Source organism: Burkholderia sp. GbtcB21 (assembly GCF_019091065.1).
GTDB lineage: Bacteria > Pseudomonadota > Gammaproteobacteria > Burkholderiales > Burkholderiaceae > Burkholderia > Burkholderia pyrrocinia_C.
Genome location: NZ_JAGXKA010000014.1, coordinates 50672 through 66287, shown reverse-complemented (window position 1 = coordinate 66287; position 15616 = coordinate 50672). Strand labels below are relative to the sequence as shown.

At 67.4% G+C, this 15616-nt stretch carries 15 protein-coding genes and 2 pseudogenes; 7 read left to right on the top strand and 10 right to left on the bottom strand.

All coding sequences use genetic code 11. The features are described from left to right. Positions 1-74 precede the first annotated feature (74 nt). Positions 75-1268, top strand: a complete 1194-nt coding sequence (locus tag KVT39_RS26925; protein ID WP_034179923.1) for an MFS transporter — start codon at positions 75-77, stop codon at positions 1266-1268. Between the two features lie 24 nt (positions 1269-1292). Here KVT39_RS26925 and KVT39_RS26920 read toward each other — a convergent pair. Beyond that, positions 1293-1679: pseudogene (locus KVT39_RS26920) on the bottom strand (integrase core domain-containing protein); the annotation flags it as partial. A 37-nt stretch (positions 1680-1716) separates the two neighbouring features. Between KVT39_RS26920 and KVT39_RS38100 the strand changes: the two are divergent. Further along, positions 1717-1872: pseudogene (locus tag KVT39_RS38100) on the top strand (IS30 family transposase); the annotation flags it as partial. A 565-nt stretch (positions 1873-2437) separates the two neighbouring features. Here KVT39_RS38100 and KVT39_RS26915 read toward each other — a convergent pair. The 9 genes from KVT39_RS26915 to KVT39_RS26875 form a co-directional block, all read right to left on the bottom strand. Then, positions 2438-3403, bottom strand: a complete 966-nt coding sequence (locus tag KVT39_RS26915) for an alpha/beta hydrolase (protein ID WP_034179924.1) — start codon at positions 3401-3403, stop codon at positions 2438-2440. Positions 3404-3473: 70 nt separating this feature from the next. After that, positions 3474-4283: a type III secretion system export apparatus subunit SctT gene (gene sctT / locus KVT39_RS26910; RefSeq protein ID WP_217590610.1), complete on the bottom strand. Its 810-nt coding sequence runs from the start codon at positions 4281-4283 to the stop codon at positions 3474-3476. Beyond that, positions 4280-4816: a hypothetical protein gene (locus KVT39_RS26905; RefSeq protein WP_217590609.1), complete on the bottom strand. Its 537-nt coding sequence runs from the start codon at positions 4814-4816 to the stop codon at positions 4280-4282. Before KVT39_RS26905 ends, sctT begins: the two co-directional genes overlap by 4 nt. Positions 4817-4853: 37 nt before the next feature. Further along, a complete protein-coding gene (gene sctN, locus KVT39_RS26900; protein WP_051983627.1) occupies positions 4854-6203 on the bottom strand; it encodes a type III secretion system ATPase SctN in 1350 nt (449 codons plus the stop codon). Next, positions 6200-7069, bottom strand: coding sequence for a type III secretion system stator protein SctL (gene sctL / locus KVT39_RS26895; protein WP_217590608.1), 870 nt, complete (start codon positions 7067-7069; stop codon positions 6200-6202). Before sctL ends, sctN begins: the two co-directional genes overlap by 4 nt. Then, entirely contained in the window at positions 7066-7755 is a 690-nt protein-coding gene (locus KVT39_RS26890) for a type III secretion protein HrpB4 (protein WP_051983629.1), read from the bottom strand. Before KVT39_RS26890 ends, sctL begins: the two co-directional genes overlap by 4 nt. 25 nt (positions 7756-7780) lie before the next feature. Further along, positions 7781-8635 (bottom strand): type III secretion system inner membrane ring lipoprotein SctJ, encoded by an 855-nt coding sequence (sctJ, locus tag KVT39_RS26885; RefSeq protein ID WP_034180114.1) that lies wholly within the window; start codon positions 8633-8635, stop codon positions 7781-7783. 2 nt (positions 8636-8637) lie between these two features. Beyond that, positions 8638-9063, bottom strand: a complete 426-nt coding sequence (locus KVT39_RS26880) for a hypothetical protein (protein ID WP_051983630.1) — start codon at positions 9061-9063, stop codon at positions 8638-8640. 34 nt (positions 9064-9097) lie between these two features. Beyond that, complete coding sequence (locus KVT39_RS26875) at positions 9098-9703, bottom strand: HrpB1 family type III secretion system apparatus protein (RefSeq protein ID WP_181152223.1); 606 nt, start codon at positions 9701-9703, stop codon at positions 9098-9100. 260 nt (positions 9704-9963) lie between these two features. Here KVT39_RS26875 and sctU point away from each other — a divergent pair, with 260 nt between their 5' ends. From sctU to sctR, 5 genes are all read left to right on the top strand, one after another. Then, the gene (gene sctU / locus KVT39_RS26870) at positions 9964-11037 is read left to right on the top strand and encodes a type III secretion system export apparatus subunit SctU (RefSeq protein ID WP_034180117.1); all 1074 of its coding nucleotides are present in this window, start codon (positions 9964-9966) and stop codon (positions 11035-11037) included. Positions 11038-11056: 19 nt separating this feature from the next. Beyond that, positions 11057-13111: a type III secretion system export apparatus subunit SctV gene (gene sctV, locus KVT39_RS26865; RefSeq protein ID WP_217590607.1), complete on the top strand. Its 2055-nt coding sequence runs from the start codon at positions 11057-11059 to the stop codon at positions 13109-13111. A gap of 21 nt (positions 13112-13132) precedes the next feature. Continuing rightward, positions 13133-13810, top strand: coding sequence for a type III secretion system protein SctP (sctP, locus tag KVT39_RS26860; protein WP_217590606.1), 678 nt, complete (start codon positions 13133-13135; stop codon positions 13808-13810). Positions 13811-13880: 70 nt separating this feature from the next. Continuing rightward, entirely contained in the window at positions 13881-14975 is a 1095-nt protein-coding gene (gene sctQ / locus KVT39_RS26855) for a type III secretion system cytoplasmic ring protein SctQ (protein ID WP_217590605.1), read from the top strand. Further along, positions 14962-15612, top strand: coding sequence for a type III secretion system export apparatus subunit SctR (sctR, locus tag KVT39_RS26850; RefSeq protein WP_217590604.1), 651 nt, complete (start codon positions 14962-14964; stop codon positions 15610-15612). Before sctQ ends, sctR begins: the two co-directional genes overlap by 14 nt. Positions 15613-15616: the final 4 nt, after the last annotated feature.

The window sequence follows — 15616 nt, the reverse complement described above, 5'->3', positions numbered from 1 at the left end:
CCAGCTTGCTGCTGCGCCCTCACTGACAGAGCCAACTTGCGTTACCGATGCCCGATACCGTACCGAAAACCGTCATGCCGGACACCACGCGCCCTGCTCGCCTGAACTTCGCGCTCATGTTGCCGCTTCTGCTGGCGGCCCAGCCGGTGGCGACCGACAGTTACCTGCCGGCGCTGCCTGAAATCGCCGCAACGCTGGGGTCTGCCAGCGTCAGCCTCACGGTTTTCGCATTGATATTCGGTATCGGGCAATTGCCGATGGGCAGTCTTTCCGACCGATACGGCCGCCGCCCCGTGTTGCTGAGTGGCCTGGCGCTCTATGCGCTTGCAGCGCTCGCGGCTGCGCTCGCTTCAACCGCAGCGCTGCTGGTAGCCGCTCGCGCGATGCAGGGCTTTGCCATGGCCGCGATCCTGGTATGCGCGCGCGCGACGGTGCGCGACCGGTATTCGGCAGCCGATGGCCCGTACGTGATGGCGCGTGGTTTCATGGGAATGGGGATGATGGCGTTCCTCGCGCCGATTCTCGGTGCGTATGTCACGCAGCTGGCCGGATGGCGATGGGTGCTCGCGGGGATGAGCCTGTATGCGTTCGGGCTGCTCGTCATGTGCTGGTACGGCTTCGAGGAAAGCTTCGCCAGAATCGCTTCGAGCCGAGGCTCGATCCGGGACGTGCGCGAGATATTCGGCAATGCCACGTTCAGGGTATGGGCGTTGCTGGCCGCCTCGACGTACACCGGCATGTTCTGCTTTCTATTGCTCTCTCCCGCAATCTACATCCGGCATCTCGGCCTGTCGCCCCAGCGATATGGCTGGATACCGGCGAGCGGTACGTTCGTCTATGTCCTGAGTACGTATGGCTGCCGCCTGCTGTTGCGACGTCAGAGCATGCTGCGAACGGTGCGACAAGGCGCAACGTTGAGCCTCTCCGGCGCGGTGATTCAGGCGGTGGGCTGCGCGTTGCTTCCCGGGAGCATCTGGCCGCTGCTCGCGGGGCATGGCGTGTATTGCCTCGGCCACGGGATCCATCAGCCATGCGGGCAGGCGGGGGCGGTCAGCAGCCTGCCTCATCTTGCGGGTCGCGCGGTATCCTGGTCTGGCTTCATCATGATGTTCTTCGCTTTCAGCGTGGGACAGACGGCAGCGGCTTTCACCGATCCGCGCTATCAACTGGGCGCGTGGCCAATGGTGGTGCCGATGCTCGTCGTCGGCGTCACGCTGGTGACAATCGCGTTTGCCTGGCTGCCAAAAATCAACGACGCGACTACGTGACATGCGGCGGAATTTTGTAGCCAGTCAGACGCTGAGTCTCGCGTCGATATTATCGGAACCCAGCCAGGCCGGACGGACGGTGGCGGGAAGTTATAGCGATGTGTGGCATGAGGCTGGCGCCCGTCGTAAAACTGCCGCCAGCGTTCGATGAGCACCTTGGCTGCGGCACGACTGCGGAACCCTCCCCGGTTCAGCAATTCCTCGCGCGGCTTGCGGCCAACGCTCTCAACGACCCCGATTTGCCACGGACTGCCCGGTGCGACGAAGGCCGGACCGATGGCAGCATCTCACGGCCAGCTGCGTGCCCCGGCAGAGGCAAATTCAAGCGCGACGGCCACGGAAGCAGCAAGCATATCGTTACCCATGAATCGCTTTAAAATCAGCGCTCTGCAGGACGTCTGCGGAAGAAATCGGAATGCCCGCGAACCCTTGACTGGCGGAAGGCAGCAGCTATCGGGCGAGCCAGGCCGACGCGCTCGCCCGGGACCGCGCACGGCGCCCAAAGACATGTAAGCTGGTCAGGAATCGGACACTCGCCCAGGTTGCGGCAAGCAAGCTCCGATTGCAGTGGTCGCCGGAGCAGATTGCGGGTTGGCTCAAGCACCCGAGCACACCGGCAACCTCGAGGATCGGCTGGCCGAATACGACCGTTGTTGAAGTTCGTAGATTCTGCTAATGGTGTCCGTTTATTCCGCTAACGTAACCGCCGATAGTTCTCGAGTGCGCTTCTCTCTCGGTCGCAGCTCATCACGCGCAGCGCAGCCCGGAAATGACCTGACCGGCGAAAAATTGAAGCGCGGAGGGTTTCAAAGAGGGGGCGGTGCATGCGACAGGATTCAATTGGTGGCTCATGCCATTCGCCACTTCATTAGTATAGCTATCAAATTCCTCCGAACTCACCATTGCTGCTCCTTATCGAGCTCCGTCAGACGCGCTGGCGGAATCAAAGGACCGCACAACCGCGTCAGCAAAATAAACGGACATCCGACATGCAGACATTGTTGCAATACAACACCTCGAAAAGTGTTCGAAACCGCCGCTGTGCCTTATCGGATGGGGCCGGCAGGCAGTATTACATTAGCGGAATCTCTGGGCACGATTAGCAGTTTCCAAGCACTTCAACAGCAGCCGCGAGCCGCCGTCGTTCGCGCCGCCTCCCGGCCATTGCATCAATCCGTGCTGCCCAGCGCTTCCCGCAGCGCGGCAGCGGCCTCGCGGTGTGCGTACGCGGCTTCGGGAATCACGCGCCCCATCGAAAAAAATCCGTGGATCATTCCCCGGTAGCACCGCGCCTCCACGCGATTTCCGGCGCTGCGCAACTTGTCGGCATAACCGGCATGCTCGTCGCGCAACGGATCGTATTCGGCGGAAACCAGCCACGCCGGGGCGACGCCATACAGATCGGCCGGCGCGTGACGCTCTCCGTCGAGCGGCGCAAAGCGCCAGTCCGCCGCATCGGCCGCATGCCGTAGATAGTTGCGATGGATCCAGCGGATCACGTCGTGCGTCAGGAAATGGTCTTCGCCGTAACGCCGGTGCGCCGCGCTGCCCAGCGACGCCGACAGCGCCGGATAGATCAGCAGTTGCATCGCCAGCGCAATGTCCATCTCGCGGGCCCGAACGGCAACCACCGCCGCCAGCGTGGCCCCCGAGCTTTCGCCGCCGACGGCCAGACGCGATGCATCCAGACCGTAGGTCAGCGCCTTGCGGTGCAGCCACCGTAACGCGTCGAGCGCGTCGTCCACCGCACACGGAAACTTGTGCTCGGGCGCGAGCCTGTAAGACACCGACACGACCGCGCACCGTGCGTCGGCCGCCAGCATCCGACAGACGGCGTCGGCCGTATCGAGCGACCCGACGACATAGCCGCCGGAATGAAAATAAAGCAACGCCGGCTGCGGCGCGCTCCAGTCGGGCGTGCGCGGATAGTAGATGCGCGCGGCGATGTGCACGCCGTCGCGCATCTCGATCAGGCATTCGTCGATGCTGTCGACGCCGCGCGGCGCGAGATCGGCAAGCGGCACGTAGTACGCGAAATAGCGGCGCGCCTCTTCCAGCGGCAACCGGTCGAGCGACACCGCGCCGGGCCTCGCGCGACGCTCGAGAAACTGTCTGACACTCGGTGCGACGGGCATGGGATGTCTCCTCGACGGGTACTTTGCGCCGCGTGTCGTCCCGCGCGGTGCACCGGGCGCGAATCGGGCCTTACCTCGGCAGCGCGAGCGCACGCAACTGGTCGCCGACATGCAGCAACGCAACCTGGTCCTTCACCTGTCCGATGAACATGCCGATCATCAGCGCGAGCAACAGGACGGCCAGCGCGCCCTTGACCGGCTGCGCGAGCGATATGAGATCGAGTTTCGACGCAATCCGCGACAGCAGCCCCACCCCGACGTCGACGAGCAGCAACAGCAGCACCGCCGGCCCGGCGAGCTTCGCGATCGTGACCATCAGCGAATCCGTCTGCTGCATCACGAACGCCTCGATGAATGCGCGCGGCACCGGCGTCAGGCTGCCGAGCGGCCACCAGACGTATGTCTGGAACACTGCGCCGAGCAGGAACGTCATGCCGCCGAGGGTCCAGAACGCAACGGTCGCGCATTGCATCAGCAGCGTGGAGGTCAGCGTCGTCTGCTGTCCGAGGCTCGGATTCGTGATCTGCACGTTGTTGTAGCCGGTGAGATCGTCGATATAGGTGCCGACGGCTTCCGCGACCCAGAACACCGGCGATGCGACGAACGCGATCACCAGCCCGATCACGGCCTCCTTGACGACGACGGCAAGCAGGAATCCGCCATGCAGTTGCGTCATCATCGCCTGCTGCCCGTATGCGACGTAGATCGACCACAACACGACCATCGCATTGCGGATGCGCTTCGTGATCAGCTCGCCGCCCGTCGGCGGAAAGATCGTCAGCAGCACGAGCAGACGCACACCGCAGACGGCGACCAGGATCATGAACGACAGCAGCGCGCGCCCGAGCTGCGGAATGCCGGTCGAGAACGGATCGATCATCGCGAGCCCTCCGCGGCGCTGCGACGCGGCGTGTGCGCGGTCGACGCGGCGCCGCGACGCGCGACGAACGTTTCCTCGCTCTCCTCGTCCTGCAGATCGTCCGCGCGGGCCTCCGCGAGACGGCCCAGGCGATCCAGCCGCACGCTGCACAGGTCGATCCGCACGTCGTGGCGGAGAATCGCGGTGCGGGTCGTACCGATCGCCTGTTCGATCGCGGCAACGCCGTCCCGCAACCGCTCCAACGTGTCGAGTTCGCGCGCGCGCCGTGCGTGCGCGTCGGCCAGCAGCTTCTCCCAGTCGAGCAGTTCGTCGATCCGCACCGGCCCGCGGCCGTCGAGCAGGCGGTCGATGCGCGCGGTGCGCCGGTCGACCTCTTCCGCCGCGTGCGCGAGTACGCGCTGCTGCTCGGCCAGCCGCGCATCGGCCTCGTCGCGTTCGCGCTGCTGCTCGGCCAGCGTGTCGCGCAGCGCGGCCCGGGCCCGCGTGAGGCGATTCCGGATCGTCGAGAATGCCATGACGCGCCTGTCTTTCATCGTCGTCACCCTTCGCCCGTGGCATCGGCGGCCGCGCTCACGCACGCAGACCGCGCAACGCGTCGCGCGTCGCTTCGCGTGTGCTGAATTCGTCGGTGCGCTGACAGAGGAATTGCCGGATGGCCTCGATCTTGCGCACGGCTTCGTCGGCGACCGGATCGCCGCCCGCCCGATACTCGCCGAGTTGCAGCAGCGTTTCGATGTCCCGATGCTTGGCAAGCAGCCGGCGCACATGACCGGCCGCGTCGCGATGCGCGTCGTCCGTCACCTGCGGCATCACGCGCGACAGGCTTGCCAGCACGTCGATGGCCGGATACTGGTTGCGCGCGGCGATCTCGCGCGACAGGATCATGTGCCCGTCGAGGATGCCGCGCACCTCCTCGGCCACCGGATCGCTGCCCGATTCGTCCTCGGCAAGCACGGTGTAGAGCGCGGTGATCGAGCCGTGCTCCGACAGCCCCGCACGTTCCAGCAGGCGCGGCAGCTCGGCGAAGATCGACGGCGGAAAACCGCGCCGCGCGGGCGGCTCGCCCGCGGCCAGCCCGATCTCGCGCTGGGCGCGCGCAAAGCGCGTCAGCGAATCCATCATCAGCAGCACGCGCTTGCCGCGATCGCGAAAATATTCCGCGATGGCGGTGGCCGAATAGGCGGCCTTCACGCGCTCGATCGACGAGCGGTCGGAGGTCGCGCACACCACGATGGACCGCGCGATGCCTTCCGGGCCGAGGATCTGTTCGATGAACTCGCGCACTTCACGGCCCCGCTCGCCGATCAGCGCGATCACGTTGAGGTCGCAGCGCGTGCCGCGCGCGAACATGCCCATCAGCGTGCTCTTGCCGACGCCGGCCGGCGCGAAAATGCCGACGCGCTGGCCCTCGCCGAGCGTCATCAGCCCGTCGACGACCCGCACGCCGGTGTCGAGCGAACGCTCGAGCAGCGGGCGGCTCATCGCGTCCGGCGGCGCCGCGTAGAGCGCGGCGGTTTCCGTCGTGTCGATCGGGCCGCGGCCGTCGATCGGCCTGCCCATGCTGTCGACCACGCGGCCAAACAGCGCGGAACCGACCGGAATCGCGAGCGGCCGACGCAGTGCAACCACCTGGGTGTCCCGCGAGAGGCCGTCGAGGCGACCGAACGGCGACAGCAGCGCCGTGTCGCGGGAAAAGCCGACCACCTCGGCGCATTGCATCAGCTCGCCCTGCCCGGTCCGGAGTTCGCACAGCTCGCCGTAGCGGACGTCGATGCCGCTCACGCGGATCAGCGTGCCGAGCGCGTCCATCACCTTGCCGCGTGTCGACAGGTGCGCCGCACGGTCGAACTCCTGTTCGAGCGTGTCGGTGAGCCGGATCAGCGCATCGATGCCGGTGGCGTCCCGCGACACTTCGCTCATGCTCGTACCCCGATATCCTCGGCCGGGCCCGTGCCGCTTGCGGGTTCCGGTTCCGGTTCCGGCGGCTCCGGCAACCTGGGCGCTGCCGCATGCGTCCTGACTTCGGCGAACGCCTCCGGTGCGAGCGTCTCCGGCACGTCCCGCGCGTTCGCGTCACGCCGCAGCGCCGCATCGGCCGCCATGCGGACCGCGTCGATCTGTACCTTGAGGCTCGCGTCGACCGAACCGATGTCGGTGTCGCACACGCACGCGCCCGGGTCGAGCGTGCGGTCCGCATGGACCGTCAGCTGGACCGGCTGGCCGCGCGCGCGCCACTGCGCCACCGCATGCGAGAAGGTTTCGACGGCCGCGTCGTGCTCGTCCGGATGCACGCGAACCTGCAGGGTCCGGCTGCCTTCGATGATGCGTTCGACCACATCGCCGGCGCGGGCGAACAGCGCCGCCGGCTGTTCGTTCGCGACGATCTTCTCGACCGCGGATACCACCAGCCCGGCGATGCGCTGCTTCAACGACATCTGCAGTTCATAGCGCCGCTCGAGCAGCTGCGCGGTGCGCGCGTACCACTGCGAAAGCGCATCGCGGCTCCCTGCGTCGTAACCGCGCTGCTGCGCGGTGTCGTACTCGCCGCGGGCTTCGGCGCGCAGCGCGTCCGCGTCCGCGCGGGCCGCCGCGAGCATGCTGTCGGCATCGCGCGCCGCTTGCGCGAGGACTTCCGCGTGTTGGCGCTGCAACGCGAGATAGCCCGCGTCGAGCTGCACCAGCGACGCCAGGGCCTCGCGTTGCACGACATCCGCGTGCACGCCGACGCCCGTGTTGCACGCGCGTGCCGCCTGTTCGGTGCCCGGTTGTCTCAGCCAGATGATCATCGCGTTTCCTCCTCCGCAAAAAAATCGTCGAGCCGCATCAGCACGCGCCGGCTGTCCTCGCGCGTCGCGTCCGCGTCATTCGCATGCAGCCACGGCGCCACCACCGCATCGCGCGCCCACGCCAGGCGCAACAATCCGGCCGGCGCATCGGGTTCGCACATGCCGCTCGTCCGGAACAGGCAAAAACCTTCCCAGCTCAGCGTGTACTCGTCGAGATGATCAAGTGGATGCATGCCGAAGTCGCGGATCCAGCGGTCGACCGGTTGCACGCGCGGCTCGGCCATCAGCCAGCGCAACGCCACCGCGCCGTGCCGGCCGAGCCAGCCGCAGACCTTGTCGCGGCTCTCGCGGTCGACCCAGTAACGCAGCTCGGCGCGCCGGCCGTAAAGCGCGCGCAGGCACAGCACGCCGAGCGCATCGTCCAGCGCCAGCGCGCCGAGCCGCCCGGTGTCGCCGCGAAACGTCCGATATGCCGGCACCGGCAGCCCTTCCCGCGCGAGCCAGCCCTCCAGCGCGCTCGCCCGCAGCCGGGCGAGCTGCGCGCCGCCCGTGCCGGCCGCCCGGCGCCATGCGTCCGGAAACCAGCCCGGCCCGATCCAGTCGGGCAGCCCGATACGATTCGCCTGGTACTGCACGAGACGCCGTGCGAGACCGAAGGCGACACTGCCGTGTTTGTCGATATCCATGATCGTCCGCCGTGCCGCGCGCCGGTCAGCGCCCTGCGCCGTCGGCGGCCGGCTTGCCTCGGAACGGGCCCACCGGCAGCTTCGCCGCCAGGCCGCCCGCCGCGTTTCCACCTGGCGCGCCGGACGCCTCGGGCGCGTCTGCGTCATTCGCGCGCCGGCCTCGCTTGCGCGTCACGACGACGAGCAGCGCGAGCGCCGCGAGTACGCATCCGGCGATCGCGATCGTGCGCCACACCCCGCCGCCTGACGGCGCGCGCGGCGTCACGTCGAGCGGACTGCCGGCGACCGCGGTCAGGCTGACCTTGTCGTACGACAACCCTTCGACGCTGTGGACCACGAGGTTCTTGATCTGCGGTTCGATCGTCGCGAGATTCGCCGTCGGCAGGTACTTGATGAACACCGACGCGGACGACGGCTTCACGTGCATCGCAAGCGGATCGTTGTCCGGCAGCACGATATGCACGCGCGCGACCATCACGCCGTCGATCTGCGACAGGGTCTTCGACAGCTCCTGCGAGACGCCGTAGATGAAGCGCACGCGCTCCTCAGTCGGCGTCGACACGAGGCCGTCCTTCTTGAAGAGATCGCCGAGATCGTCGTACTTGTGCGCCGGCAGGCCATGCTCGCGCAATACGTTCATCGCCTGCACGATGTGTGCATCGTCGACCTTGGCGCTCCACGTCTTGCCGCCGTCCGCACTCTCCTTCTTCGCGTCGATGCCCGCCTGCAGCAGCGCCGCGACGATCTCGTTGCAGTCCTGCTCGCTGAGGTTTCCATAGAGTTCCTGTTTGCAGCCGGCCAGCGCGATGCACAGCGCGACGCACAACACCACGCACACGTGCACGCTCGTGTGGCCGACGATCCGGATCCGGGCGTTCATGGTCATTGGTTCTTCATCAGGGTTTCCAGCGCGCCTTTCGACGATTCGACCACGCTGATCTTCATCGACATGTCGACCTGCAGGCTCGCCGTCTCGATCTGCATCTGCACGGAGGCGGCCGCGATCTGGTTGAACGACATGTCGCCCGCGTTGTGCAGCATGTACAGCGCGTCGTTGGATACGGTCTGCAGCGCCTCGTCCTCGCTGAGCACGAGGTGCGTGGCGAGCGATCCGGCCTCGGAGCCCTGCGGCTTCGGCGGCGCCGTGACGCCGCTCGCCATCATCTGCTCGAAGCTCGCGACCTCGTGCGGCGGTACGACGACCGGCAATGCCGGTACGCCCGGATCGATCGCGTCGGCCAGGCCGGTCGCACCGCCGCCGCGTGCGATCGCCAGTTGAAAATCGGGTACGGGAGGAATCGGATTCATCGGGAGCCCCTTTTCGAAGATGCGAGCGACGCGTTCAAAGACGCAGGTACTGGCTTTCTTCCGCGGTCGGCGTCGCTGCGGACGGCTGGGCGCCGTCGGCATTCGCATCCGGCCCGTTCGCGTCATGCAACGTCGGCGTCTTGATGCCGAGCCGGTCGCGTAGGCGCTTCATCATGTCGGTCATGTGGAACACGCCGGTCGCCTGCGCATCGCGATTCGCGCGCTCGAGTTCGTCGCGCAACTCGACCGAATCGAGCAACGCGCGCGCGTCGTCGGTCAGGCTGCCCTCGTCCTCGCGCATCTTGCCGGCCACGATGCGCCAGTCGGCATTGCCGCTCGCCGCCAGGCAATAGACGAGCATGGCCCGCGCGCCGGGCATGCATTCGCCGCGCGATGCGAGCCCGTCGAACACCGCGATCGCATCGATCCAGTTGCGATGCACGATGTGCACGTAGCCGTCGTACAGGATCAGCTCCGGCCGCGCGGGCCGCATCACGTGCAGCGCATCGAGCAGATGTTCGGCTTCGTCGCTCGTCATGCGCGGATTCGGAAACTTGTCGACCAGCGCAAGGCGCACGATCTCGCGCATTGCACTGACGAGCCTGTTGCTGCACTGCATGTATTCGGGTTTGCCGTCCATGTTCGAGTCCGCCTTCAGGTAACGGGAATGTCGGGACGCGGCTGCCGTCCACGCTCCCAAGTTAGCAAACCGCCACGGCGGCAACGCCATGCGTGCGAAGGCATTTCCCGCGCGGCGAAGGCCGCATCGCGCACGCGGCGCATCGCCGGCACGGACGCCGCTCGCTTCGGGCCGGCCGCGCCGCCTTCGCGTGCATGCACGCGCCCGGGCGGCGGCCGCGCTACCGTGCGACGACGCATGACGACGCGAACGGAGCGTTCATGAGCGACGAGAAAACCGAACAGCCCACGCGACGCAAGCTCAAGGAGGCGCGCAAGAAAGGCACCGTGGCGAAGAGTGTCGATCTCGTCGCGGCGGTACTCGTGCTCGTCTCGCTCGCGCTCTTTACGTTCGCCTGGCATCCGCTGCTCGACGCCCTCCACCAGAACATCTCGCGCGCGATCGATTTCTGCGCGTCCGCGCGTTCGATGGACGCGCTCTGGTCCGTCCTGATGCACGAGCTGGCCAACGGCGCGATCGCGTGCTGCGCGATCAGCGTGGCCGCGGCGCTCGCGGCCGCGCTGTCGATCGGCGCGCAGGTGGGCCTGCAGGTATCGTTCGACCCGGTCATGCCGAAGATGGACCGGCTGTCGCCGGCGGCCGGGCTCAAGCAGATCTTCTCGAAGCGCGCGCTGATCGACCTGCTGAAGATGAGCGTCAAGGCCGTGGTGATCGCCGCCGCGCTGTGGCACGTGATCGTGTCGCTGTTTCCGTTGATCACGTCCGCGATGGCCGAGCCGCTGGCGGCGCTCTCGCAGATTCTGTGGCACGCGCTGCTGAAGCTGCTGTTCGCGGCTGCCGTGCTGTTCCTCGTGGTCGGCGTGGTGGACTGGAAGATCCAGCACTGGCTGATGATGCGCGCGCAGCGCATGTCGAAGGACGAGGTCAAGCGCGAAATGAAGGAGCGCGAAGGCGAGCCGAAGCTCAAGCAAGAGCGGCGCAAGCGCGCGAAGGAACTCGTCAACGGCGGCGGCGAAAGCCTGTCGGGGGCAGTCGGCCGCGCGAACGTGGTGGTCGTCAATCCGACGCATTACGCGGTCGCGCTGCGTTACGTGCGCGGCGAAACGCCGTTGCCGGTCGTGCTTGCGAAGGGCACCGACGACGCGGCACTCGAGATTCGTGCGCTGGCGACGCAACGCGGCATACCGATCGTCGCCAACCCGCCCGTCGCGCGCGCGCTTTACAAGGTGGCCGAGCATCGGCCGATTCCGTCCGATCTGTTCGAAGTCGTCGCTGCGATCCTGCGCTGGGTCGAAGCGGTCGGCCCCGGCACGCCCGCAGCCGAACCCCGTTGATTCGCACCTGGAGCGCGACATGTTCAAGAATCTGAAGTTGCCCGCGGGCGGCGAAGTCGGCATCGCGGCCCTCGTCACGGCCATCGTTTCGCTGATGATCCTGCCGCTGCCGCCGTTCGTGATCGACATGCTGCTGTCGGTCAACATCTGCATCAGCGTCGTGCTGCTGATGGTAACGCTGTACGTGCCGTCGATCACGCAGCTGTCGGCGTTTCCGTCGGTGCTGCTGTTCACGACGCTCTACCGATTGTCGCTCAACATCGCGTCGACCAAGTCGATCCTGCTGCACGCCGACGCGGGACACATCATCGAGAGCTTCGGCGAGCTCGTGGTCGGCGGCAACCTCGTCGTGGGCCTCGTCGTGTTCCTGATCATCACGACCGTTCAGTTCATCGTGATCGCGAAGGGTTCGGAGCGGGTGGCCGAAGTCGGCGCGCGGTTCACGCTCGACGCGTTGCCCGGCAAGCAGATGAGCATCGACGCGGACTTGCGCGCAAACCTGCTGACGCCCGACGAGGCGCGCCGCAAGCGCGCGCGGCTCGCGGTCGAAAGCCAGCTCTACGGCGGCATGGACGGGGCGATGAAGTTCGTCAAGGGCGACGCGATCGCCGGCCTCATCATCACGCTCGTCAACATGACGGCCGGCATCGCGGTCGGCGTGGCCTATCACGACATGACGGCCGGCGACGCGGCGAACCGCTTTTCGATCCTGTCGATCGGCGATGCGATGGTGTCGCAGATCCCGTCGCTGCTGATCGCGGTATCCGCGGGCGTGATGATCACGCGGGTATCCGACGAGTCGGCCAAGCAAGGCAGCTCGCTCGGCGAGGACATGTTGCGCCAGCTCGGCGGCAACGCGCGCGCGATGCTGTTCGCGGCAGTGCTGCTCCTCGGCTTTGCGATGGTGCCCGGCTTTCCATGGGAACTGTTCCTGCTGCTGTCCGCGCTGCTTGGGGTCGCGGGTTACCGGCTCGCGCGGCGCGGCGACGGCACGTCGTCCGCCGCGCCGGGAAAGACGGTCTCCGCGCTGCAGCGCGCGGGATCGAAAGGCGACGCGCCGACGATCCTCCGGCACGCGCCGCAGTTCACCAGCGCGCTCGGCGTGCGACTCGCCCCCGATCTCGCCGACCGCCTGTCGGCCGCCGCGCTGAACGACGCGTTCGAGGCGCAGCGCATGCTGCTCCAGGAGCAGGTAGGCCTGCCGTTCCCGGGCATCACGATGTGGACCGCGTCCGACCTGGCGGCCGGTACGTTCGAGATTCTCGTGCTGGACGTCCCGTCGCTGACCGTGACGATTCCGCCCGGCAAGGTCATGGTGCCCGGCGCGGCGGCCGACCCGGCGCTGGCCGCGCAATGCGAGAAGGCCGGCGCGGCAGGCGGACAGGCGGACAGCTACTGGGCGCCGGAACGCCAGCCGCCCGGCGGCGCGACGGTGTGGCGCGCGGAACAGGTGATCGCCAACGACACGATCGCGCTGCTGCGCGCCCGCGCGAAGCTGTTCGTCGGCATCCAGGAAACCCAGTGGGTGCTGGAGCAGCTCGGCGCCGAATTCCCCGGCCTCGTCGCCGAGGTGCAGAAGGCGTTGCCGCTGCAACGGGTCGCCGACGTGCTGCGGCGCCTGCTGGAAGAGAACATCCCGATCCGCAACGCGCGCAGCATCATGGAGAGCCTCGTGAACTGGGGGCCCAAGGAGAAGGACATGCTGCTGCTGACCGAATACGTGCGCGGCGATCTCTCCCGGTATATCGCGTACAGCGCGACGGGCGGCGCAGCGTCCCTGCAGGCCGTCCTGTTCACGAGCGACCTGGAGCAGCATATTCGCCAGTCGATCAAGCAGACGCCGACCGGCAACTATCTCGCGCTCTCGCCCGACGAAGTCCGCACGCTCGCGGAGCAGATCGGCGCTTACGTGGGCGACGTGCCTCACGACGAAGTCGCGCTCGTCACGTCGATGGACATCCGTCGCTACGTGCGGCGCATGGTCGAGGCGCACCTGCCGTGGCTGCGCGTGTACTCGTACCAGGAGCTCGGCGATTACGTCGAACTGCGCCCGCTCGGTCGCGTCACGACATGACGGCCGCGCGCAGGGACAGCCATGACGACCCACCCGATCACGCCGCGCATCCACGCGCCTGACGACGACGCGGACGACGGTGCGCACCGCGCGCCTCGCCCGGCGCGGAGCCGGCGCGGTATCGACTATGCGGAACTGGTACGCGATGCGCGCGAACGCGGCGAGCGCGCGGCGCTGCACGACGCGTTGCGTACGCACGGCCGGCGCACACGGGGCGATGCGCTCCGCAAGCCGACGGACGCGGTCTCGTCCGACGACACCGCTGCCGACGCAGCGGATCAATCGGACGCCGGCGCAAACGGCACAGACGACGATCTCGACGCCGACGCGCCGCCGGCCGAGCGCGCGCGGCGGCTCGATGCACAGGTCCGGCCGTTCGTCGCGGCGCTCGGCGCCGAACAGGTACGCGTGGTGGAACTGATGCGCTTCGTTGCCGCGCATGTGGCCGATTTCTGCAGCGACGCGGCCGTGCTCGAGAACGGCAACTGGACCGTCCGCCTCAGGCTCGATCCCGACCTGCTGCCAGGCTGCACGCTCGAACTGCACCTTTCGTATTTCGACCTCGCGCTTCGGTTCGACGCCGATGCGCCCGACATCCGCCAACTAGTCTGTCGTCATGTGCACGTGCTGCACGAACAACTGGCGAACCTGCTGCATCGCCTCGCCGTTGCGCGCCACGTGTCGATCGAAGTCGCATGACCGCCAGCCGATACGAACGGTTGCGCACGCACCCACCGCCCCGTCGAAAGAACCGCTCACACACGACACGATGAACGCCACCGGCCAACCTGCTCGCCACACCGTCCGCGCGCTGCGCGACGACCCGAACGGGCTGCCGCGCATCGATGCGGAACTCGCGAGCGTTGCCCGTCTGCTGGGCGATGCGCGTCTCGATGCGTGCGTTGCCGGGCTCGACGGCGCGGCGGACCGGCGGCTGGTGCCCTGCGACGTGGCGGACGGCAACCTGTGCTGGGTCGCGTTGCAGTACGACGGCGCGCTGGCCTGGATCGGGCTGGACGCCGACGCGCACCCGGCACTGGCGGCACTCGCGGACGACGACGGCTCGCCGCTGTCGTGCGCGATCGCGGGCCTGCTGCTCACGCCGCTGATCGACCTGCTCGACACGCTCGGCGCCGTGAACGTCGGCGTCGCGGCGATCGGGCGTCATGCCCCCGTGCATCGCGACGGCCGCCGCGCGGCGACCGTCGGCATGCTCTGCATACACGGTGCGCACCGCCATGCGTGTCGGATCGGGCCGGCCGATCCCGGCTGGATCGACCTGATCGAACGCCGGATGGCCCGGTATCCGTTGTCGCTGCCCGCGCGGCTCGGCCGGATTCGCGTGCCCGGCTACCTGATCGTCGGCGAGAAGGCGTTGCCGATCGCGACGCTCAGGCGCCTGCGTCCCGGCGACGTCGTGTTGCGCTTCGCCGATCCGGCATTCGTCGGATCGGACGGCACCGCGCCGGTCCACGCGCTTGCACTGCGCTGGGGCGTTGCCGGCACGCATCAGTACGTCGCGCAAGCCACGCTCGACGGCCCCCGACTCGTTCTCGATACGGAACCTGCCATGACCGACCGCAATGACCACCCGGTGCCCGGCGCCGCCGACGCCGAGACCCAGACCTCGCTAGACGAACTCGAGCTGCCCGTCAGTTTCGAAATCGAAACGGTCACGCTGCCGCTCGCGCAGTTGTCCGCGCTGCGGCCGGGCTACGTGATCGAATTGCGGGGCACGCTGCGCGACGCGCGCATCCGGCTCGTCGCGTACGGGCAACTGATCGGCATCGGCGAACTCGTCACGGTCGGCGAGCAGCTCGGCGTACGGGTCATCGACGTATTCGGCAGCCATGACGCAGATTAACGAACTGACCGCGCTGCTGGTCGCGGTCATCGCGATCGGCCTGATCCCGTTCGTCGCGATGGTCGTGACCTCGTACGCGAAGATCGTCGTCGTGCTCGGGCTGCTGCGCAACGCGCTCGGCGTGCAGCAGGTGCCGCCGAACATGGTGCTCAACGGCATCGCGATCCTCGTGACGCTCTACGTGATGGCGCCGATCGGGATGAGCGCGGCCGACACGATGCGCCACGAGCAACTCGCGAATTCGCCGGCGGAAATCATGGTCCAGGCGTTCGGCGCATCGCAGGCGCCGTTCCGGACCTTCCTCAAGGCGCATTCGCGCGAACGCGAGCGCCTGTTCTTCATGCGCTCGGCGCACGTGATCTGGCCGGAGAGTCTCGCGAACGCGCTGCACGAGGACGACCTGATCGTGCTCGCGCCCGCGTTCACGCTGACCGAGCTCGCCGACGCGTTCAGGATCGGCTTCCTGCTGTACATCGCGTTCATCGTCGTCGATTTCGTGATCGCCAACGTGCTGCTGGCAATGGGCCTCAACCAGATCCAGCCGACCAACGTCGCGATCCCGTTCAAGCTGCTGCTGTTCGTGGCGATGGACGGCTGGTCGGCGCTGATTCACGGCCTGATCCTCACCTACAAGTAGGCGC

Coding starts and splice junctions, on each gene's coding strand:
- KVT39_RS26925 (WP_034179923.1), top strand. CDS start 75: ATGCCGGACACCACGCGCCCTGCTCGCCTGAACTTCGCGCTCATGTTG.
- KVT39_RS26915 (WP_034179924.1), bottom strand. CDS start 3,403: ATGCCCGTCGCACCGAGTGTCAGACAGTTTCTCGAGCGTCGCGCGAGG.
- sctT (WP_217590610.1), bottom strand. CDS start 4,283: ATGATCGATCCGTTCTCGACCGGCATTCCGCAGCTCGGGCGCGCGCTG.
- KVT39_RS26905 (WP_217590609.1), bottom strand. CDS start 4,816: ATGAAAGACAGGCGCGTCATGGCATTCTCGACGATCCGGAATCGCCTC.
- sctN (WP_051983627.1), bottom strand. CDS start 6,203: ATGAGCGAAGTGTCGCGGGACGCCACCGGCATCGATGCGCTGATCCGG.
- sctL (WP_217590608.1), bottom strand. CDS start 7,069: ATGATCATCTGGCTGAGACAACCGGGCACCGAACAGGCGGCACGCGCG.
- KVT39_RS26890 (WP_051983629.1), bottom strand. CDS start 7,755: ATGGATATCGACAAACACGGCAGTGTCGCCTTCGGTCTCGCACGGCGT.
- sctJ (WP_034180114.1), bottom strand. CDS start 8,635: ATGAACGCCCGGATCCGGATCGTCGGCCACACGAGCGTGCACGTGTGC.
- KVT39_RS26880 (WP_051983630.1), bottom strand. CDS start 9,063: ATGAATCCGATTCCTCCCGTACCCGATTTTCAACTGGCGATCGCACGC.
- KVT39_RS26875 (WP_181152223.1), bottom strand. CDS start 9,703: ATGGACGGCAAACCCGAATACATGCAGTGCAGCAACAGGCTCGTCAGT.
- sctU (WP_034180117.1), top strand. CDS start 9,964: ATGAGCGACGAGAAAACCGAACAGCCCACGCGACGCAAGCTCAAGGAG.
- sctV (WP_217590607.1), top strand. CDS start 11,057: ATGTTCAAGAATCTGAAGTTGCCCGCGGGCGGCGAAGTCGGCATCGCG.
- sctP (WP_217590606.1), top strand. CDS start 13,133: ATGACGACCCACCCGATCACGCCGCGCATCCACGCGCCTGACGACGAC.
- sctQ (WP_217590605.1), top strand. CDS start 13,881: ATGAACGCCACCGGCCAACCTGCTCGCCACACCGTCCGCGCGCTGCGC.
- sctR (WP_217590604.1), top strand. CDS start 14,962: ATGACGCAGATTAACGAACTGACCGCGCTGCTGGTCGCGGTCATCGCG.